Genomic DNA, 18,150 nt, shown 5'->3' on the forward strand with positions numbered 1-18,150 from the left:
GTTCATGTTTTACTTCAACTTTACCCTTCAAATAACTGATAATAAAAAGGTAACAACTCATGTTTGATACCATCTTAATCGCCAATCGCGGCGAAATCGCTTGCCGTATTATGCAAAGCGCCAAGGCAATTGGTGTGCGAAGTGTCGCTGTTTATTCTGATGCAGACGCTACATCTCGCCATGTCGAAATGGCAGATGACGCTGTTCATATCGGCGGCTCAGCGCCTGCTGATAGCTACCTTCGCGGCGATGTCATCATCGAAGCAGCGCTTGCAACCGGGGCGCAGGCGATTCATCCTGGATATGGCTTTCTATCCGAAAATCCCGACTTCGTAGAAGCGGTTGAAGCTGCTGGTTTGGTGTTCATAGGACCCAGCGCGAAGGCGATCCGAGCAATGGGATTAAAGGACGCCGCTAAGTCATTGATGGAAAAGGCAGGTGTGCCAGTTGTCCCTGGCTATCACGGCGCGGACCAGTCCGATGAGCAATTGGTGCAAAAGGCGAGAGAAATTGGCTATCCAGTTTTGATCAAAGCGGTCGCTGGTGGCGGTGGAAAAGGCATGCGCTTGGTCGAAGCCCCTGATGCGTTTCTTGACGCTTTGGAGAGCGCGCGCTCCGAGGCAAAAACGGCTTTCGGAAATTCGGATGTGCTGGTTGAGAAATTCGTAACAAAGCCGCGTCATATTGAAGTTCAGGTTTTTGGCGATGGCAAGAACGCGGTGCATTTGTTTGAGCGTGATTGCTCGCTGCAACGGCGCCACCAGAAAGTTATCGAAGAAGCACCTGCGCCGGGCATGTCGCAAGAGGTGCGCAAGGCTATGGGCGATGCGGCCGTTCGTGCGGCCGAAGCGATCGGGTATTCTGGAGCGGGGACAATCGAGTTCATCGTTGATGGATCTGACGGGCTAAAGGTCGACGGGTTCTGGTTCATGGAAATGAACACACGTTTGCAAGTGGAGCATCCCGTCACCGAAGCTGTTACGGGCGTTGATCTTGTAGAGTGGCAATTGCGCGTTGCTGCTGGCGAAGCGCTGCCATGCGCGCAGGAAGATTTGTCGCTAAGCGGTCATTCGTTTGAGGCGCGGCTTTATGCGGAGGATGCCGAAAACGACTTTCTGCCCTCAACAGGTAAATTGGCGCATTTGCAGTTTGCCAAAGACGCACGCGCCGATACGGGCGTGCGTACAGGCGATACGATCAGCCCGTTTTATGATCCGATGATCGCAAAGATCACGGTTCATGGCGCGACACGTGCGATTGCATTGTCCAAGCTCAAACGCGCACTCGCGGAGACGCAAGTTTCTGGAACTGTTACGAATTTGCGGTTCCTACATGCGCTCGCGAGTCATGAAGGGTTCGGGAAAGGCGAAGTGGACACCGGCCTAATTGCGCGCGATCAAGCGGCGCTGACGATGAAACCCACGCTTGATGCACAAACGCTTGCCTGCGCCGCGATTTGGGCTGCTGGTTTGGAAGGTGCAGCGCCGCAAGCAGGCTTTTCGCTATGGGCACCGCTCGCGCAGTCTTTGGTTTTACAGCAAGGTGATGAGCCGTATCACTGCCGTCTACAGCTTGCGTCACCAGATAAGATCGAGATTGAAACGCCCCTCGGCCCCGTCAATGCAAGGTTCAAAGCCGGGGCTTGGACGTTGAATGGCAAGGCGGCGGATCGCGCGCTAAAGGTGGGTGATCATGTGCATGTCTTTGGCCCCAATGGCGTGAGTTTGGCGATTGTTAATCCATTGGATCAAACAGGTGATATAGGGGGCGATAAGGACATTATCGTCGCTCCAATGCCGGGTTTGTTCAAATCTGTATTTGTGAAAAAGGGACAAAAAGTGGCCCTTGGTGATCGGATTGCAGTCCTTGAGGCTATGAAAATGGAACATTCGTTGGTTTCGCAACGCTCTGGCGTTGTTGCGGAGGTTCTCGCTGCTGAGGGGGCGCAAGTGGAAGCAGGCGCGGCGCTCGTTCAGTTAGAGCCAGAAGGGGATGCAACGGAATGAGCGAAATTGTTCTGCACCACTGTCCTCAAACGCGCTCGATGCGTTCGCTTTGGCTGCTGCACGAGCTGGAAGTTCCGTTTCAGATTGTTGTGCACTCCTTTGACAAAAGCTTGCGCGACCCAAGCTACCTTGCGCTTTCGCCTGCGGGGCGCGTTCCCGCGCTCGAGATTGATGGGGAGCGCATGTTTGAAACTGGCGCGATCACGCAATACCTGTGCGAGCGCTTTCCTGACGCGGGGCTTGGCCGCGATGTGGGCAATCCAGATCGCATGGCGTGGCTCGTTTGGGTGAATTTCGCGGAAACCGTCAGCCAGCATATTGCCGCGCTGACGCAGCAACACATCATGCTATACGATGATGCGATGCGCAGTCCCGTTGTGATGAAGCTGGAGGCGGCGCGCCTGTCCAAATGCTATGATGCGATTGAGGCGCGGCTGAGTACGCCGATCGAAAACCGTGACATGCTGTTGACCAGCGGATTTTCTGCCGCGGACATCAGCGTCGGGCAGGCGGTCTATTTGGGGCAGAAGTTCTGCACATTGGAACGCCACCCCGCAACCGCGCGGTGGTTCGCGCAGCTATCTGAAAGGCCTGCGTTCAAAGCAAGCCTGCCAAGTGAAGATGCGCAACTTTACACCAAGCCGTTTTACCCAGCATGGGAGCCAAGCACATGAAGCCGAATGTTGAGATATTCGAAGTTGGCCCGCGCGATGGTCTGCAAAACGAAAAGCGTCTGATTTCTGCGCAAGACAAAATCGCATTGGTTGACCTACTGAGTACGGCTGGTTTTCAGCGCATTGAAGTGGCGAGCTTCGTCAGCCCGAAGTGGGTTCCGCAAATGGCGACCAGCGCGCAGGTGCTTGGCGGTATCAAGCGCGCGAGCGGTATCTCTTATGCTGCGCTGACGCCAAACTTGCGCGGGCTGGAGGGGGCGATTGCCGCCAAGGCCGATGAGGTCGCGATCTTTGGCTCTGCGAGCGAAGGTTTCTCCAAGGCGAACATCAACGCCTCTATCGCAGAAAGCCTTGAGCGGTTTCGACCTGTTGCGTCTGCGGCGAAGGACGCAGGTATTCCCGTGCGCGGCTACATTTCTTGCGTGGTGAATTGCCCTTATGATGGCCCGACCGCGCCAGAGGCTGTGGTGTCGGTGGCAAAGGAGCTGCACGCTATGGGCTGTTATGAGCTTTCGTTAGGGGACACGACGGGGCAAGCTTATCCAGAAGAAATTACAAAAATGCTAACAGCGGTGCGTGAGGCTGTGCCAGATGCGGTGCTTGCGGGGCATTATCACGACACAAGTGGCCGGGCGCTCGATAACATTGAGGCTTCGCTTGAGTGCGGTGTACGCGTTTTTGATGGTGCAATCGGCGGTTTGGGGGGGTGTCCCTATGCGCCGGGGGCATCGGGCAATGTGGCAAGCGAGGCGGTTCATGCGCGTTTGACGGCGCTTGGCTATGAAACTGGGCTAAACGCGGACGTCTTGGAGAAGGCCGCAGATATGGCGCGTGCGCTGCGCGAAGGAGATTTGGCATGAGTTTTGAAACCATCACCCTTGAGACAGACACCCGCGGCGTTGCCACGCTTACCTTGGCGCGCAGCGAAAAACATAACGCGATGTCAGAGCAGATGCTGGACGAACTGACAGTCGCAGCAGGGCAGATCGCAGCGGATACGAATATTCGGGTTGTTGTGCTTGCGGCAATAGGCGGGAGCTTTTGCGCAGGTGGGGATTTGGCGTGGATGCGCGCGCAGATGGATATGGACCCCGCAACGCGCTCGGCGCAAGCCGGCAAACTGGCGTATATGTTGCAGGCGCTCGATACCCTGCCGCAACCGTTGATCGGACGCATTCACGCCAATGCCTTTGGCGGAGGCGTTGGATTGGCAAGCGTGTGCGATGTGGCAATCGGCGTAGAAGGCGCGCTGATGGGGCTGACAGAGACGCGGCTCGGATTGATACCTGCAACCATCGGCCCTTATGTTGTGGCGCGTATGGGGGCTGCGCGGGCGCGGCGCGTATTCATGTCCGCGCGCCGTTTTGATGCGCATGAGGCCGAAACGCTGGGTCTGTTGGCCAAGGTCGTTTCTGCGGATGCACTGGACGCCGCGGTCGAGGCCGAGGTTGCGCCATATCTTTCTTGCGCGCCGGGCGCTGTTCGCGATGCAAAAACACTGATCCGCACACTATCGCGCAGCGTTGATGAGGACGTGATACAGCACACCATTGGCGCTTTGGCTAAGCGATGGGAAAGCCCAGAATCCTTAGAGGGAATTTCGGCGTTTTTCGAGAAACGCAGCCCTGAATGGCTGAAACCGAGCTAAATACTCGGAATTTGGCGACCGTTCAGCCGATTAACGGATTGTAAACAAAGGAATCGCGGCTAGGTGGGGCATGGTTTCGCGCCGCTTGGGCGCGATATCTATGGCCTGTCGCATTTATGGACTCGGCGATTTGCCGCATTTTGAACGCTTCACTGCGTAAGGCTTTGAAAACAAAGTATATTCAAACAATTGAATGCGTGCAATACTTGCTTCGGGTCAGTTGACCCTTTCTGCCACCCTCGGTAAACCCAATTACAAAGCCATACTCGTCATTTGATCATGCTCGCGCATGACAATCACCGAAGGGAACCGTTCTTCGTGGAAGACATAGCAAGAGAATATCTCCCCATTATCATTTTTTTGGCCGTTGCTATTGCACTTGGCCTGATCTTGATCCTCGCAGCAATCGTTTTGGCGGTGCGCAATCCTGACCCTGAAAAAGTCTCTGCCTACGAGTGCGGATTTAACGCGTTCGACGATGCACGAATGAAGTTCGATGTGCGTTTCTATCTGGTCGCCATCCTGTTCATCATCTTTGATCTCGAGATTGCCTTTCTCTTCCCTTGGGCCGTGGCCTTTAAGGATGTGAGCATGGTGGGCTTCTGGTCGATGATGGTCTTCCTTGCCGTGCTTACCGCAGGCTTTGCCTATGAGTGGAAAAAAGGAGCGCTGGAATGGGAGTGATGACTGGAACTGCCACCGCTGGCGGCGATCGCGAACATGGCACAGCTGCACTCAATGCAGAGCTGGCCGACAAGGGCTTTCTGCTGACCTCAACCGATGACATCATCAATTGGGCGCGTACTGGCTCGCTGCACTGGATGACCTTTGGCCTTGCGTGCTGCGCTGTGGAGATGATCCACACCTCGATGCCGCGTTATGACCTTGAGCGTTTCGGCACCGCACCGCGCGCCTCCCCGCGTCAATCAGACTTGATGATCGTTGCGGGAACACTGACCAACAAAATGGCCCCTGCGCTGCGCAAAGTTTACGATCAAATGCCAGAGCCTCGTTACGTGATCTCTATGGGATCCTGCGCCAATGGCGGCGGCTATTACCACTATTCCTATTCGGTTGTGCGTGGCTGTGATCGCATTGTGCCTGTCGATGTCTACGTGCCGGGCTGCCCGCCCACGGCTGAGGCGTTGATGTATGGCATCATGCAATTGCAACGCAAAATTCGCCGCACCGGAACAATCGCGCGCTAAGGTGCGCTTGAGGAGAGACAGATGAGCGAAGCGCTGCAAGAACTTGGCACCCACATCGAGATGAAACGCCCCGATTGCGTGTTGTCCTGGGCTGTGGAGCAGGGCGAGTTGAACGTCACGGTGGCCCCTGCGAATATCGTGGAACTGGTCGAGTTTTTGAAAACCGATGCGACCTGCCGTTTTTCGTCTTTGGTGGATATTACTGCGGTGGATTACCCAGAGCGCGGCAAGCGCTTCGATGTGGTTTACCATTTCCTGTCCATGTATCGGAACCAACGTATCCGCCTGCGTCTTCAGGTGCGCGAAGAGGATATGGTTGCGTCTATCGTGGACGTGCATCCCAGCGCCAATTGGTTCGAGCGTGAAGTCTACGATATGTTTGGTATCCTGTTCTCAGGCCACCCAGACCTGCGCCGCATTCTGACCGACTACGGGTTTCGTGGGTATCCGCTGCGCAAGGATTTCCCCACGACGGGCTATACCGAAGTGCGTTACGACGAAGTTGAAAAGCGCGTTGTCTATGAGCCTGTGAGCTTGATTCAGGAATACCGCCAGTTTGATTTCATGTCCCCTTGGGAGGGCGCGAAATACGTGCTGCCCGGTGACGAGAAGACGGAGGAGGCGAAATGAGCTTTTGGTGGCTTGTCATATCGGCATTGACGATTGTTCCGATGCTGAAGCTTTTGCCGTTCTTCGGTATCAACAAATACTGGGCTGTTGCTTGTGTCATTCCCGTGGGAGTGGTCGGATTGCTTTGGTACATGGCAATTAATTTGCAAGAATTGGAGAAACGCTGATGGACGGCTCCAAGTTTGACGACGGTTCTGTAGATGCCCTCGCGGGTGAGCAGAAAATCCGTAACTTCAACATCAACTTCGGCCCGCAGCACCCTGCGGCGCACGGAGTGTTGCGTCTGGTCCTAGAACTCGACGGCGAAATCGTAGAGCGCTGCGATCCTCACATCGGCCTGCTGCACCGTGGCACAGAAAAGCTGATGGAAAGCCGCACTTACTTGCAAAACCTGCCGTACTTCGACCGCCTCGATTACGTGGCCCCGATGAACCAAGAACATGCTTGGTGCCTTGCGATTGAAAAGCTCTGCGGTATCGAAGTGCCGCGCCGTGCGTCCTTGATCCGCGTGTTGTTCTCGGAAATTGGCCGCGTTCTAAACCACTTGCTGAACGTCACAACGCAGGCTTTGGATGTTGGCGCGTTGACGCCGCCGCTTTGGGGTTTTGAGCAACGCGAGCAGTTGATGGAATTTTATGAGCGCGCATGCGGCGCGCGTCTGCATGCTGCGTATTTCCGGCCGGGCGGAGTGCATCAGGATCTGCCAGATGATTTGCTTGATGACATTGATCTTTGGGCGCTGGAATTTCCGAAGTTCATGGATGATATTCATGGTTTGCTTACGGAAAACCGCATTTTCAAGATGCGCAATGCCGACATCGGTGTTGTCACGGAGCAAGACATTCTGGACTACGGGTTCTCTGGTGTGATGGTGCGCGGCTCTGGCCTTGCATGGGATTTGCGCCGTGCACAGCCTTATGAGTGCTACGACGAGTTTGAATTCCAAATCCCTGTCGGCAAAAACGGCGATTGCTATGATCGTTATTTGTGCCGCATGGAGGAGATGACGCAATCCGTGTCGATCATCCGCCAAGCGATTGTGAAACTGCGCGAAGCGACGGGCGATGTGATGGCGCGCGGCAAGCTTACCCCGCCAAAACGCGGCGAGATGAAAACCTCGATGGAAGCTCTGATTCACCACTTCAAACTTTATACCGAAGGCTTTCACGTTCCTGCGGGCGAAGTCTACTGCGCTGTAGAAGCCCCCAAAGGTGAATTCGGCGTTTACCTTGTCGCGGATGGATCGAACAAACCGTATCGCAGCAAAATCCGCGCTCCTGGATATTTGCATTTGCAGGCGATGGATCATGTCGCAGTTGGCCACCAATTGGCAGACGTTGCTGCGATTATTGGAACGATGGACGTTGTGTTTGGAGAGATTGACCGATGATGCGTTTTGCTGTGCTCTTTGCGATTCCTGCGCTGCTTGCAGGCTGCGTTGAAACCACGACAGTGGATGGAACGACGACTGCTGACAACTCCGCGAATTTCGACGCGGCGGTTGCTTCAATTGGCTGCGATCTGAAGTTTGAAAGCGACTACCTGCCTGTAGAATTGCAAACAGGTATGAGCCGCGAAGACATCACCAAATTGGCTGCAACTAAGGTGCGTCGCGGCCACGCTGTTGCGCTTCAAGGCGGCGGTATTCGCTCAACCGTTGGCGTCTGCGCACCAGATGCTCAGAAAAAGACGGGATAGCATGACCTTATTCGCACTCATCCGAAACCTTAGCGGTGCCATTGTTATGGCCTTGCTTCTGGCTCCTCAGCCAGTTGCAGCGCAATCGTTTGTGATGGCTTGCGGAATGCCAGATTGCCGACATATGGGACCGTATTTCATCAACTCGCCTGATGCGGCGGTGAAAGCGCGCTCGAAAGAGATTGGCACAGCGATGGGCAAATTGCGCGGCGCGCCCGCTGCGCAGGTCTTGTTCACCGCACTCAAGAAAAACGGGTGTATGGTTCCGGTGTCTCCTGCGGGAAACAAAACCTATGCAAAGATGGGCGAATACCTATGGGCCGCTGCGGGGTCCTCGCGCAAAGAATTCAATGCGATGGCGCGTAAGTCCGGTTGGAACAACGCTGGCAAAAAAGCGTTCATGACCTATGCAGGAAAGGTGCTTGTTGACCTCGGTGGGCCGAGTTTGGCGAAAACCAAGCATGCGATATTGAACAATAGAAAAAGACTGGCTGGGATCACGGCTTGCTCGTGAGATCGTCGGAATGAAGATGGAAAGACTTTGAAATGCTGCGACGTCTGCACAAAGACCAACCGACCAGCTTTGCTTTCACGCCCGACAATCAGGTGTGGGCTGAAGCACAGATCACGAAGTACCCGGAGGGCCGTCAGGCCTCTGCGATCATTCCATTGCTTTGGCGCGCACAAGAGCAAGAAGGGTGGTTAACCCGCCCTGCGATTGAGCATATTTCTGATATGTTGGGCATGGCGTATATTCGCGGCCTCGAAGTGGCGTCGTTCTATTTCATGTTCCAATTGCAGCCCGTGGGCCGTGTCGCGCATATCCAGATTTGCGGAACCTTGTCTTGCATGATTTGCGGTGCGGAAGATTTGATTGCTGTGTGCCGCGAAAAGATTGCTGATAAGCCGCATGTTCTGAGTGCGGATGGCAAGTTTTCTTGGGAAGAGGTGGAGTGCCTTGGTGCTTGCACTAACGCGCCTATGGCTCAGATCGGTAAGGATTATTATGAAGATCTGACGGCGCAGGGTTTGTCTGATCTTTTGGACGGTTTTGCGAGCGGAGAAGTCGCAACGCCCGGTCCACAAAATGGCCGCTATTCGAGCGAGCCTTTGTCGGGCCTAAGCAGCTTGAAAGAATACGAAAGCGGCAAAACGCAGTATAACGCGTCAGTGCAGCTTGCGACGGACATTGGCGATACCATCAAGCGGATTGATGGAACGGAAGTGCCGTTCTTGGCACCTTGGCAGGGTGGGGCCGTTGCAACGCCCGCTAAGGCCAAGGCCGAAAAGGCCAAGCCCGCTAAGGCTGTAAAAGCCAAGCCTGCAAAGGCCAAGCCCGCAAAGGCCGAAGCAAAAGCGCCAAAGGAAAAGCCTGCAACAGCGAAGAAAGTTGCAAAGGCTGAGGCTGCAAAGGTTGATACATCTGCAGTTGCGAGTGCCGGCACTAAGCCTAAGACGCGCAAAGCCCCTCGGAAGAGCGGCGCGGATGATTTGAAAATGATTAAGGGCGTCGGCCCGAAGTTGGAAAAGCTGCTCAATACCCTTGGCTTCTTCCACTTTAATCAAATCTCTAAATGGACCGACGCCGAAGTGGCTTGGGTCGATCAAAATCTCGAAGGATTCAAAGGTCGCGTAAGTCGCGACAATTGGGTGAAACAAGCCGAAGTGCTTGCAAGCGGGGGCGAGACTGAGTTTGCAACCCGCGTCAAAAAAGGCGGCGTTTACTAATGCCGTATAAAAGTGACTGGGAGTGTAACTATGACTAATCAAGGCAAAGACCCTAAGTGCCAATTCTGGTGCTGGGCAATTGCAGCGCTTGTGGGCGCATTCATCTTTATCATGTTGATGTCGGTTGCGGGTAAATCCTTTATGGCCGCGTTGATCCTTGGCCTGATCGGGTTTGTTCTGCTTGGCCTTCTGTTCAACTGGTTGTTCTGTGCACCTGTGCCTGCAATGGGTGAAAAGCCCCGCGAAAGCAGTGGGCGCACAGCAGCTGCGCCAGTTGCGGCGGCAGGAGCCGCTGCAGCAGCAACCGCAGCTGTTGCAACAAAGAGTTCAGAACCCAAAGCGCAAAGCGCAGCTCAGGCGGAGCCTGAAGCGGCTCCCGCAGCGGCAACGGCATCAGCAGCGGCAAGCGCTGATGTTGCAGCGGCAGAGCCTGAGGTTAGCGACGCTGTAAACGCCTCTACAAAAGACGCATCTGATGTTGCGAGCGCGGATGCGGCCCCTGAGGACGCGGCAAGCGGCGCTGATGATGCAGTTAAAGTAATGCCAAGCGCTGCACTCGCTGGCGAGGCGGAATTGCAATCCCGCAAAGGTGAATGGACTTACAAGCCCGAAGAAGCGCCTGCTGCCGAAGAGGCTGAAGGTGCGGCCAAATCAGGCAAAAAAGCGGGTAAGAAAGCTGGCAAAAAGGCGAAGGCCAAAGCTGCAGCCGCGACAGATGATGCCGCTGCGACAGATGCTGGCAAGGGCAAAGCGAAAACCAAAGCCAAGCGCAAAGCCAAGAAAGCGGCCGCTGCTGCCGAGGCCGACGCAAGCGCGACGCCTGATTTCGATGGTGACGGTGTTCTTGAAGGAACTGGCGAGGGTTCAAAGCCTGCCACTTTGGAGGCGGCGCGTGAAGGCGGTGCAGATGATCTTAAGCGGATCAAAGGCATTGGTCCAAAGCTTGAAAAGCTCTGCAACACAATGGGCTTTTACCACTTCGATCAAATTGCAGCTTGGACGCCTGACGAAATGGCATGGGTTAATGCGAACCTTGAAGGCTTTAAGGGACGTGCGACACGCGACAAGTGGATAGAACAAGCCAAGCTTTTGGCGTCGGGCGAAGAGACAGAGTTCTCCAAGCGCGTCGACAAAGGGTCGGTCTACTAAAGAAAGAAACCAATGGGCCTTGATGACACAGATGCAGCACTGGCAAAGCAAGGGCGCACCGTCGCTCTTGTGATTGCGGGATCTATGCTGATTTGGATCTTGGCCCCTTGGCTTGGACCTAAGCTGGGCATGCCCGGTCGGTTCGCACTCCTCATCGACTTCGCTGTCTTGGCAGCACTGGTTTGGTCGATGGTTGTTACATATCAGATCTGGCGCAAGCGTCAGAAGACGAAAGGATAACCCTAAGATGCTAGCCGATCAGGATCGCATTTTTACCAATCTCTACGGTATGCATGACCGTACCCTTAAGGGTGCGCAGGCGCGTGGACATTGGGACGGTACAGCAGCGATCATCCAAAAGGGTCGTGACTGGGTTATCGACCAGATGAAAGCTTCTGGCCTGCGTGGTCGCGGCGGTGCGGGTTTCCCGACGGGTCTCAAGTGGTCGTTTATGCCGAAAGAAAGCGACGGACGTCCGAGCTATCTGGTTGTGAACGCAGATGAATCCGAGCCCGGCACATGTAAAGACCGCGAAATCATGCGCCATGATCCGCATACGCTGATCGAGGGTTGCTTGATCGCCAGCTTCGCGATGAATGCGAATGCCTGCTACATCTATATTCGCGGTGAATACATCCGCGAGAAAGAAGCGCTGCAAGCGGCGATTGACGAAGCTTATGAAGCGGGTCTCGTTGGCAAGAACGCAGCGAAGTCCGGTTGGGATTTCGACATTTACCTGCACCACGGGGCAGGGGCGTATATTTGCGGCGAAGAAACTGCACTGCTCGAGAGCCTTGAGGGCAAAAAGGGCATGCCGCGCATGAAGCCGCCATTCCCTGCGGGCGCGGGTCTTTATGGCTGCCCAACGACTGTGAACAACGTGGAAAGCATCGCGGTCGTTCCAACGATCCTGCGCCGAGGCCCTGAGTGGTTTGCCGGTTTTGGCCGCGCGAATAACGCGGGCACGAAACTGTTTGCGATCTCTGGCCACGTCAACAATCCTTGCGTTGTTGAAGAGGCGATGAGCATCTCGTTTGAGGAGCTGATCGAAACGCACTGCGGCGGTATCAAAGGCGGCTGGGACAACCTGAAAGCGGTTATTCCGGGTGGCTCCTCCGTTCCTTGCGTGCGCGGCGAAAAGATGCGCGATGCGATTATGGATTTTGACTACCTGCGCGGCGATCTTGGCTCTGGCCTTGGCACAGCGGCGGTGATCGTTATGGACAAAGACACGGACATTATCAAAGCGATCTGGCGTTTGGCAAAGTTCTACAAACACGAGAGCTGCGGTCAGTGTACGCCGTGCCGTGAAGGCACAGGCTGGATGATGCGCGTGATGGAGCGCCTTGTGCGCGGCGATGCGGATCCTGCGGAAATTGATATGCTTTGGGATGTGACCAAGCAGGTCGAGGGCCACACGATCTGTGCGCTTGGTGATGCGGCGGCTTGGCCGATCCAAGGTTTGATCAATAACTTCCGCGATGAGATCGAAGATCGCATCAAGGCGCAGATTGCAGGGCGCACAACGCGCGCGGTGGCAGCACGATGATACGGACCATACTTTTCAGCGGCCTCGCGGCCCTAACCCTTGCCGGATGTGAAGATCCCAGAAAGTCTATCTTGTTTGATGGGCATCGGTTTTCGGGTCGTTTGAAAGTTGATGGCGAAAGCAAGCGTGACTTTGTTGCGACGGTTTCCCCCGTGAGCCAAAGTCTCGAAGGGGCCCGCGAAGCGGCGCGCCACGAAGGAACGACGCACTGCGTTCGCAACTATGGCTCCTCCGATATCAACTGGACGCTCAGCCCGGATGCAGAGGCAACGGCGCTTAGCATCGTTGAAGACGAACTCACTGTTCAGGGACGCTGCGCAGAATGAGAAATTCCAACAAAAACAGGACTGTTATTGCATATCAAGCCGCTCAAACCCCATGTGGGTCTTGCGATTTGGCACGACGCCAATCGATGAGAGCAGTTTGCATGACAGGAGATACACCATGCGTATGACATCAAAAGTAGTAACAACAGTTTTCGCCGCCAGCCTTGCCTTTGCCGCGCCCGTTTCGGCCGCAGGCTTGCAGGATGAAACCGAAATCAACAATGGTTTGCTGGCGGTCGGTATCGCGGATGAAATTCGCAATCGTTGTGGCTCTATCTCAGCGCGCACATTCACCGCGCTTAGCTTTTTGAACAGCCTTAAACGTCAGGCGCGTGCGAAGGGCTATTCTAACAGTGAAATCAACTCATACACCAAAAGCAAAGTAGAGAAGGCAAAGATGCGCAAGCGCGGCGAGGCATATCTCGCGCAAAATGGTGCATCGACCTCTGATGCCGCTTCTATGTGCCGTCTTGGCCGCGCTGAAATTTCGAAACGCAGCCAAATTGGCGTCCTCCTAAAAGCAAAGTGAGACCCGATGTCTGACCTACGCAAGATCATCATCGACGACAACGAAGTCGAAGTAGACGGGGCAATGACCCTTATTCAAGCCTGTGAAGAGGCGGGGGTCGAAATCCCCCGTTTCTGCTATCACGAGCGTCTGACGATTGCTGGCAATTGCCGCATGTGTCTTGTGGAGGTCGTTGGTGGCCCGCCAAAACCTGCAGCGTCTTGTGCGATGCAGGTGCGCGATCTGCGCCCCGGTCCAGAGGGCGCACCGCCCGTAATCAAAACCAATTCGCCAAAGGTCAAAAAAGCACGCGAAGGCGTGATGGAGTTTTTGCTGATCAATCACCCGCTGGATTGCCCGATTTNNCGATTTGCGATCAGGGCGGCGAGTGCGATTTGCAAGACCAAGCCATGGCTTATGGCGTTGATTTTTCGCGTTTCCGCGAGCCAAAGCGCGCAACGGACGATCTGGATCTCGGCCCATTGGTCGAAACCCATATGACGCGCTGCATTTCTTGCACCCGCTGCGTGCGCTTTACTTCTGAGGTCGCGGGCATTTTGCAGATGGGCCAAACGGGTCGCGGCGAGGATGCAGAAATTACGTCCTACCTTGGCGAAACGCTCGACAGCAACTTGCAGGGCAATATCATTGATCTGTGCCCAGTTGGTGCTTTGGTCTCTAAACCCTACGCCTTTACTGCGCGGCCTTGGGAGCTGACCAAGACCGAGACCATCGATGTGATGGATGCACTTGGCTCGTCTATCCGCGTCGACACGAAGGGGCGCGAAGTGATGCGCATGTTGCCGCGCAACCATGATGGTGTGAACGAAGAGTGGATTTCTGACAAAACCCGTTTTGTCTGGGATGGCCTGCGCCGCCAACGTCTTGATCGCCCCTACATTCGCGAAAACGGCAAGCTGCGCGCAGCGAGCTGGCCAGAGGCGCTAAGCGCGGCTGCTTCTGCGATGAAGGGCAAAAAGGTTGCCGGTCTCGTTGGCGATCTGGTTCCTGTGGAAGCGGCTTTTGCGCTCAAGCAACTGGTAACGGGTATGGGCGGCGCTGTTGAGTGCCGCACGGATAAGGCCAAGCTGCCTGCGGGCAATCGGTCTGGTTATGCGGGCACTGCAAAAATCGAAGATCTCGACGATGCGGAGATGATCTTTATCATTGGCTCAAACCCGCGTGTTGAAGCGCCTGTTTTGAATGCGCGTATTCGCAAGGCCTGGACGAAAGGCGCAACCGTTGCGCTAATCGGCGAGCCAGTTGATCTGAGCTATGAATATATCCACCTCGGGACGGACCGAGCCGCGTTGCAAAAGATCGCTGATATGGATCATTCCGACAAACACGGCAAAGCAGGTGTGATGATCATCGGCCAAGGCGCGTTGCAAGAAGCAGACGGCGAAGCCGTTCTGGGCACAGCAATGGCGAGCGCTGAAGCGGGTCAGTCCAAGTTCATGGTTCTTCATACAGCGGCAAGCCGCGTTGGCGCTATGGACATTGGATGCACCACAGAGGGTGGCATCGAAGCGGCCACAGATGGGGCCGAGGTGATCTACAATCTTGGTTCTGACGAAGTCGACATTGATGCAGGGGCTTTTGTTATTTACCAAGGCAGCCACGGCGATCGCGGCGCGCACCGTGCGGACATCATTCTACCGGGCGCAGCCTACACGGAAGAGCAGGGGCTGTTCGTGAATACCGAGGGACGTCCTCAGCTCGCGATGCGCGCAGGATTTGCACCGGGTGACGCAAAAGAGAACTGGGCGATCCTTCGTGCGCTCTCTGCGGAGCTGGATGCGCAGTTGCCATTTGATAGCCTTGCTGCGCTGCGCACTGCACTGGTCGAAGAGGTTCCGCATTTGGCGAATATTGATGAGGTGCCAGAGAATGAATGGCAGCCATTGAAAGCCAAGAAGATGGGCAAGGCGGATTTCCGCAATGCAATCAGTGATTTTTACCTGAGCAATCCAATTGCACGGGCGAGCGAGCTGATGGCAGAGCTGAGCGCAAACGCAAAAGCACGCGCAAGCGCAGGAAAGATGGCGGCCGAGTGAACCAAGCGATGATCATATCGCCTTCGGGTTTGATCAGCGCATTGGCGCTGGCGGGAACTGTGTCTGGTTGCGAGCAAACGAGCGAGCCGAAACAACCCCCGTTCAAGCCGGATTATAAAGGCGTTCAAACGCGCCTTTTGGACGGAGATTTGGTCAATTTTCGGGTTACAATGGCTGGCGCGCGTGACAACGCGGACGTTGATGCCTATGCGGAATGCGCTGCTGCGCAATACGCACTTATTCGAGGCTACGGCTTTGCGCGTCATCTGCGCACAAGCGTTGCCGAACAGGCTGGAATTTGGACGGCAGACGCTGTTTACACCATTTCTCCAGCATTGCCGCGCGGGCTAAAGACGATTGACGCAGAAGTCACCGTTTCATCCTGCGATGAAAACAAAATACCGACGGTGTGAGGACCTAATGTACGACTTTTTCACCACCACAATCTTGGGCATGGGCCTGACAATCGTTGGACAGATTTTCCTTCTGGTTATTCCTTTGCTCTTGGCGCTCGCTTTTCTGATGTATGCAGATCGCAAAATCTGGGCCGCTGTGATGATGCGCCGTGGACCTAACGTCGTTGGCGTCTTTGGCCTGCTGCAAAGCTTTGCGGATTTCCTGAAATATATCGTAAAGGAAGTTGTCTTCCCTGCGGGTGCAGACAAGGTTGTCTTCCTGCTCGCGCCGATGGTCACGCTGGTGATGTCGCTGATTGCTTGGGCGGTGATCCCGTTCAATGACGGCTGGGTGCTATCGGACATTAATGTTGCGATCTTATACGTCTTTGCGGTGTCTTCCTTGGAAGTTTACGGTGTGATCATGGGCGGTTGGGCGTCCAACTCGAAATACCCGTTCCTTGGCAGCCTGCGCTCTGCTGCGCAGATGATTTCCTACGAAGTCTCGCTCGGTTTGATCATCATCGGCATCATCATTTCTTCGGGTTCTATGAACTTTGGCGATATCGTTGCGGCGCAAGATGGCAGCTATGGCATCTTTAGCTGGTACTGGATCCCGCATTTCCCAATGTTGATCCTGTTCTTTATCTCGGCGCTTGCGGAAACCAACCGACCTCCGTTTGACCTTCCCGAAGCGGAATCAGAACTGGTTGCAGGGTATCAGGTGGAATATTCTTCCACGCCGTTCCTTTTGTTCATGATCGGTGAGCTTGTCGCGGTTGTTTTGATGTGCGCGCTGATCTCGCTTCTGTTCTTTGGCGGTTGGCTGTCCCCAATCCCGGGTTTGCCAGATGGCATTCTGTGGATGGTTGGCAAGATGCTGGTCGTGTTCTTCTTCTTCTCGATGGTGAAGGCGATCACACCGCGCTACCGCTATGACCAACTGATGCGCATTGGCTGGAAAATCTTCCTGCCCATGAGCCTTGGCTGGGTTGTCTTCGTCGCCTTCGCGGCAAAATTTGACTGGTTCTGGGGCGCATTCGCGCGCTGGGGCGTAGGGGGCTAAAGCAATGGCAAACTTCGACTACGGCCGTTCGGCCAAATACTTCCTCCTTGCGGATTTCGTCAAAGGATTTGGCCTTGGCCTGCGCTATATGTTCGCGCCTAAAGTGACGTTGAACTACCCGCATGAAAAAGGGCCTTTGTCGCCACGCTTTCGCGGCGAGCATGCGCTGCGCCGTTATCCAAATGGCGAAGAGCGTTGCATCGCTTGTAAGCTTTGCGAAGCGGTTTGCCCGGCTCAAGCGATCACTATTGACGCAGAGCCACGCGATGACGGCTCGCGCCGCACAACGCGCTATGACATCGACATGACCAAATGCATCTACTGCGGCTTCTGCCAAGAAGCCTGCCCTGTGGATGCGATCGTCGAAGGTCCGAACTTTGAATTTGCGACCGAGACCCGTGAAGAGCTGTTCTATGACAAAGAAAAACTGCTCGAAAACGGGGACCGCTGGGAAGCACAGATTGCCCGTAACCTTGAGCTGGATGCGCCTTACCGATGAATGATGCAAACAATCCCTTTGCCATGATGATGGCCCAAGCGCAGGAGATGGCGAAAGCTTTTGCGCCCGGGACCGGAAGCTTTTCTGCTCAGGCAATGGAAAAGCTTTGGCCGACCATGACCAAGGACATGATGGAAATGTCCTTTGGGAAGGGCATTAGCAAAGAAGGCTTGGATGCAAAAACGCGGCTTTTGCTGACGCTTGCTGGTTTAACCATGCAAGGCGCGCAAAATGAAACGCAATTGCGTATGACCGTGCGCCACGCGATGACAGCGGGCGCCACAAAAGATGAAGTGACCGAGGCCATCGCGCAAATGTCGATGTTCGCCGGTCTACCCGCGATGACCCGCGCGATGGAATTCGCCAACGAGGTCCTGAACGAAGACAAGGATGACGAGACATGAGCGTCGCTGTATTTACTTTCTACCTGTTCTCGATCTGCACGATTGCGGGCGGGCTGTTCACCGTAATTAGCCGCAACCCCGTGCATTCGGTGCTTTGGCTGGTGCTTGCGTTCCTGTCTTCTGCGGGTCTGTTTGTGATGCTGGGCGCAGAGTTCGTCGCGATGCTGTTGATCATCGTTTACGTCGGTGCGGTCGCGGTTCTGTTCCTGTTTGTGGTGATGATGCTCGACATCGACTTTGCTGAACTCAAGGCGGAGATGGCGAAATACATGCCGCTTGCTTTGCTGATCGGCCTCGTTTTGCTGATGCAATTCACCATGGCCTTTGGCGTTTGGGAAGCGTCCGAACAGGCGGCGGGTCTGCGCGATGCGGTCACTCCAACGGATACGCAAAACACGGCTGCGCTTGGTTTGCTGCTCTATGACAAATACTTCCTGATCTTCCAGCTTGCGGGCTTGATCCTGCTGGTCGCGATGATCGGTGCGATTGTTCTGACATTGCGTCACCGCACCGACGTAAAGCGCCAAAACGTGGTTGCCCAGATGCACCGCGATCCTGCGAAGGCGATGGAACTCAAAGACGTGAAACCGGGGCAGGGGCTTTAA

23 protein-coding genes and 1 pseudogene are annotated in these 18,150 nt (G+C 55.1%); all 24 read left to right on the forward strand.

What is annotated here, in order from left to right:
* Positions 1 to 59 precede the first annotated feature (59 nt).
* The gene (locus tag ACRBCU_RS13790; RefSeq protein WP_431365973.1) at positions 60 to 2,006 is read left to right on the forward strand and encodes an acetyl/propionyl/methylcrotonyl-CoA carboxylase subunit alpha; all 1,947 of its coding nucleotides are present in this window, start codon (positions 60 to 62) and stop codon (positions 2,004 to 2,006) included.
* The gene (locus ACRBCU_RS13795; protein ID WP_431365974.1) at positions 2,003 to 2,680 is read left to right on the forward strand and encodes a glutathione S-transferase family protein; all 678 of its coding nucleotides are present in this window, start codon (positions 2,003 to 2,005) and stop codon (positions 2,678 to 2,680) included. The genes ACRBCU_RS13790 and ACRBCU_RS13795 overlap by 4 nt, the downstream gene beginning before the upstream one ends.
* Entirely contained in the window at positions 2,677 to 3,540 is an 864-nt protein-coding gene (locus ACRBCU_RS13800; protein ID WP_431365975.1) for a hydroxymethylglutaryl-CoA lyase, read from the forward strand. The genes ACRBCU_RS13795 and ACRBCU_RS13800 overlap by 4 nt, the downstream gene beginning before the upstream one ends.
* A complete protein-coding gene (locus ACRBCU_RS13805) occupies positions 3,537 to 4,328 on the forward strand; it encodes a crotonase/enoyl-CoA hydratase family protein (RefSeq protein ID WP_431365976.1) in 792 nt (263 codons plus the stop codon). Before ACRBCU_RS13800 ends, ACRBCU_RS13805 begins: the two co-directional genes overlap by 4 nt.
* A 318-nt stretch (positions 4,329 to 4,646) precedes the next feature.
* Positions 4,647 to 5,012 carry an NADH-quinone oxidoreductase subunit A gene (locus ACRBCU_RS13810; protein WP_431365977.1) on the forward strand — a complete coding sequence of 122 codons (366 nt, stop codon included), beginning with the start codon at positions 4,647 to 4,649 and terminating at the stop codon, positions 5,010 to 5,012.
* A complete protein-coding gene (locus tag ACRBCU_RS13815) occupies positions 5,003 to 5,536 on the forward strand; it encodes a NuoB/complex I 20 kDa subunit family protein (RefSeq protein WP_431365978.1) in 534 nt (177 codons plus the stop codon). The genes ACRBCU_RS13810 and ACRBCU_RS13815 overlap by 10 nt, the downstream gene beginning before the upstream one ends.
* A 21-nt stretch (positions 5,537 to 5,557) precedes the next feature.
* On the forward strand, positions 5,558 to 6,166 hold the full coding sequence (locus ACRBCU_RS13820) for an NADH-quinone oxidoreductase subunit C (RefSeq protein ID WP_431365979.1): 609 nt from the start codon (positions 5,558 to 5,560) through the stop codon (positions 6,164 to 6,166).
* A complete protein-coding gene (locus ACRBCU_RS13825) occupies positions 6,163 to 6,333 on the forward strand; it encodes a hypothetical protein (RefSeq protein WP_431365980.1) in 171 nt (56 codons plus the stop codon). The genes ACRBCU_RS13820 and ACRBCU_RS13825 overlap by 4 nt, the downstream gene beginning before the upstream one ends.
* Positions 6,333 to 7,556, forward strand: a complete 1,224-nt coding sequence (locus tag ACRBCU_RS13830) for an NADH-quinone oxidoreductase subunit D (protein ID WP_431365981.1) — start codon at positions 6,333 to 6,335, stop codon at positions 7,554 to 7,556. Before ACRBCU_RS13825 ends, ACRBCU_RS13830 begins: the two co-directional genes overlap by 1 nt.
* Positions 7,553 to 7,864, forward strand: a complete 312-nt coding sequence (locus ACRBCU_RS13835; RefSeq protein ID WP_431365982.1) for a hypothetical protein — start codon at positions 7,553 to 7,555, stop codon at positions 7,862 to 7,864. The genes ACRBCU_RS13830 and ACRBCU_RS13835 overlap by 4 nt, the downstream gene beginning before the upstream one ends.
* A 1-nt stretch (position 7,865) precedes the next feature.
* Positions 7,866 to 8,378 (forward strand): hypothetical protein, encoded by a 513-nt coding sequence (locus ACRBCU_RS13840; protein ID WP_431365983.1) that lies wholly within the window; start codon positions 7,866 to 7,868, stop codon positions 8,376 to 8,378.
* Positions 8,379 to 8,410: 32 nt separating this feature from the next.
* Positions 8,411 to 9,592: an NADH-quinone oxidoreductase subunit E gene (locus ACRBCU_RS13845; protein WP_431365984.1), complete on the forward strand. Its 1,182-nt coding sequence runs from the start codon at positions 8,411 to 8,413 to the stop codon at positions 9,590 to 9,592.
* Between the two features lie 30 nt (positions 9,593 to 9,622).
* Positions 9,623 to 10,741 (forward strand): hypothetical protein, encoded by a 1,119-nt coding sequence (locus ACRBCU_RS13850; protein ID WP_431365985.1) that lies wholly within the window; start codon positions 9,623 to 9,625, stop codon positions 10,739 to 10,741.
* A gap of 12 nt (positions 10,742 to 10,753) precedes the next feature.
* Complete coding sequence (locus tag ACRBCU_RS13855) at positions 10,754 to 10,981, forward strand: DUF5337 domain-containing protein (RefSeq protein WP_431365986.1); 228 nt, start codon at positions 10,754 to 10,756, stop codon at positions 10,979 to 10,981.
* Between the two features lie 7 nt (positions 10,982 to 10,988).
* Positions 10,989 to 12,290, forward strand: coding sequence for an NADH-quinone oxidoreductase subunit NuoF (gene nuoF, locus ACRBCU_RS13860; protein WP_431365987.1), 1,302 nt, complete (start codon positions 10,989 to 10,991; stop codon positions 12,288 to 12,290).
* Entirely contained in the window at positions 12,287 to 12,616 is a 330-nt protein-coding gene (locus ACRBCU_RS13865; protein WP_431365988.1) for a hypothetical protein, read from the forward strand. Before nuoF ends, ACRBCU_RS13865 begins: the two co-directional genes overlap by 4 nt.
* A 118-nt stretch (positions 12,617 to 12,734) precedes the next feature.
* Positions 12,735 to 13,145, forward strand: coding sequence for a DUF5333 domain-containing protein (locus ACRBCU_RS13870; RefSeq protein WP_431365989.1), 411 nt, complete (start codon positions 12,735 to 12,737; stop codon positions 13,143 to 13,145).
* Positions 13,146 to 13,151: 6 nt separating this feature from the next.
* A partial coding sequence (locus ACRBCU_RS13875; RefSeq protein WP_431365990.1) for a 2Fe-2S iron-sulfur cluster-binding protein occupies positions 13,152 to 13,488 on the forward strand: 337 nt, incomplete at its 3' end.
* Positions 13,489 to 13,490: 2 nt separating this feature from the next.
* Positions 13,491 to 15,181 (forward strand): annotated as a pseudogene (locus tag ACRBCU_RS13880) (molybdopterin-dependent oxidoreductase); the annotation flags it as partial.
* A gap of 8 nt (positions 15,182 to 15,189) precedes the next feature.
* Positions 15,190 to 15,594: a hypothetical protein gene (locus ACRBCU_RS13885; RefSeq protein WP_431365991.1), complete on the forward strand. Its 405-nt coding sequence runs from the start codon at positions 15,190 to 15,192 to the stop codon at positions 15,592 to 15,594.
* 7 nt (positions 15,595 to 15,601) lie between these two features.
* On the forward strand, positions 15,602 to 16,642 hold the full coding sequence (nuoH, locus tag ACRBCU_RS13890; RefSeq protein WP_431365992.1) for an NADH-quinone oxidoreductase subunit NuoH: 1,041 nt from the start codon (positions 15,602 to 15,604) through the stop codon (positions 16,640 to 16,642).
* A 4-nt stretch (positions 16,643 to 16,646) separates the two neighbouring features.
* Positions 16,647 to 17,141: an NADH-quinone oxidoreductase subunit NuoI gene (nuoI, locus tag ACRBCU_RS13895; RefSeq protein ID WP_431365993.1), complete on the forward strand. Its 495-nt coding sequence runs from the start codon at positions 16,647 to 16,649 to the stop codon at positions 17,139 to 17,141.
* Entirely contained in the window at positions 17,138 to 17,545 is a 408-nt protein-coding gene (locus tag ACRBCU_RS13900; protein ID WP_431365994.1) for a carboxymuconolactone decarboxylase family protein, read from the forward strand. The genes nuoI and ACRBCU_RS13900 overlap by 4 nt, the downstream gene beginning before the upstream one ends.
* Complete coding sequence (locus ACRBCU_RS13905; RefSeq protein ID WP_431365995.1) at positions 17,542 to 18,150, forward strand: NADH-quinone oxidoreductase subunit J; 609 nt, start codon at positions 17,542 to 17,544, stop codon at positions 18,148 to 18,150. The genes ACRBCU_RS13900 and ACRBCU_RS13905 overlap by 4 nt, the downstream gene beginning before the upstream one ends.

It is taken from the genome of Planktotalea sp. (assembly GCF_050633725.1).
Classification (GTDB): Bacteria; Pseudomonadota; Alphaproteobacteria; order Rhodobacterales; family Rhodobacteraceae; genus Planktotalea.

Bases quoted from the DNA above. Each gene is read 5' to 3' on its own strand.
- ACRBCU_RS13790 (WP_431365973.1), top strand. From the start codon at position 60: ATGTTTGATACCATCTTAATCGCCAATCGCGGCGAAATCGCTTGCCGT.
- ACRBCU_RS13795 (WP_431365974.1), top strand. From the start codon at position 2,003: ATGAGCGAAATTGTTCTGCACCACTGTCCTCAAACGCGCTCGATGCGT.
- ACRBCU_RS13800 (WP_431365975.1), top strand. From the start codon at position 2,677: ATGAAGCCGAATGTTGAGATATTCGAAGTTGGCCCGCGCGATGGTCTG.
- ACRBCU_RS13805 (WP_431365976.1), top strand. From the start codon at position 3,537: ATGAGTTTTGAAACCATCACCCTTGAGACAGACACCCGCGGCGTTGCC.
- ACRBCU_RS13815 (WP_431365978.1), top strand. From the start codon at position 5,003: ATGGGAGTGATGACTGGAACTGCCACCGCTGGCGGCGATCGCGAACAT.
- ACRBCU_RS13820 (WP_431365979.1), top strand. From the start codon at position 5,558: ATGAGCGAAGCGCTGCAAGAACTTGGCACCCACATCGAGATGAAACGC.
- ACRBCU_RS13825 (WP_431365980.1), top strand. From the start codon at position 6,163: ATGAGCTTTTGGTGGCTTGTCATATCGGCATTGACGATTGTTCCGATG.
- ACRBCU_RS13830 (WP_431365981.1), top strand. From the start codon at position 6,333: ATGGACGGCTCCAAGTTTGACGACGGTTCTGTAGATGCCCTCGCGGGT.
- ACRBCU_RS13835 (WP_431365982.1), top strand. From the start codon at position 7,553: ATGATGCGTTTTGCTGTGCTCTTTGCGATTCCTGCGCTGCTTGCAGGC.
- ACRBCU_RS13840 (WP_431365983.1), top strand. From the start codon at position 7,866: ATGACCTTATTCGCACTCATCCGAAACCTTAGCGGTGCCATTGTTATG.
- ACRBCU_RS13845 (WP_431365984.1), top strand. From the start codon at position 8,411: ATGCTGCGACGTCTGCACAAAGACCAACCGACCAGCTTTGCTTTCACG.
- ACRBCU_RS13850 (WP_431365985.1), top strand. From the start codon at position 9,623: ATGACTAATCAAGGCAAAGACCCTAAGTGCCAATTCTGGTGCTGGGCA.
- ACRBCU_RS13855 (WP_431365986.1), top strand. From the start codon at position 10,754: ATGGGCCTTGATGACACAGATGCAGCACTGGCAAAGCAAGGGCGCACC.
- nuoF (WP_431365987.1), top strand. From the start codon at position 10,989: ATGCTAGCCGATCAGGATCGCATTTTTACCAATCTCTACGGTATGCAT.
- ACRBCU_RS13865 (WP_431365988.1), top strand. From the start codon at position 12,287: ATGATACGGACCATACTTTTCAGCGGCCTCGCGGCCCTAACCCTTGCC.
- ACRBCU_RS13870 (WP_431365989.1), top strand. From the start codon at position 12,735: ATGCGTATGACATCAAAAGTAGTAACAACAGTTTTCGCCGCCAGCCTT.
- ACRBCU_RS13885 (WP_431365991.1), top strand. From the start codon at position 15,190: ATGATCATATCGCCTTCGGGTTTGATCAGCGCATTGGCGCTGGCGGGA.
- nuoH (WP_431365992.1), top strand. From the start codon at position 15,602: ATGTACGACTTTTTCACCACCACAATCTTGGGCATGGGCCTGACAATC.
- nuoI (WP_431365993.1), top strand. From the start codon at position 16,647: ATGGCAAACTTCGACTACGGCCGTTCGGCCAAATACTTCCTCCTTGCG.
- ACRBCU_RS13900 (WP_431365994.1), top strand. From the start codon at position 17,138: ATGAATGATGCAAACAATCCCTTTGCCATGATGATGGCCCAAGCGCAG.
- ACRBCU_RS13905 (WP_431365995.1), top strand. From the start codon at position 17,542: ATGAGCGTCGCTGTATTTACTTTCTACCTGTTCTCGATCTGCACGATT.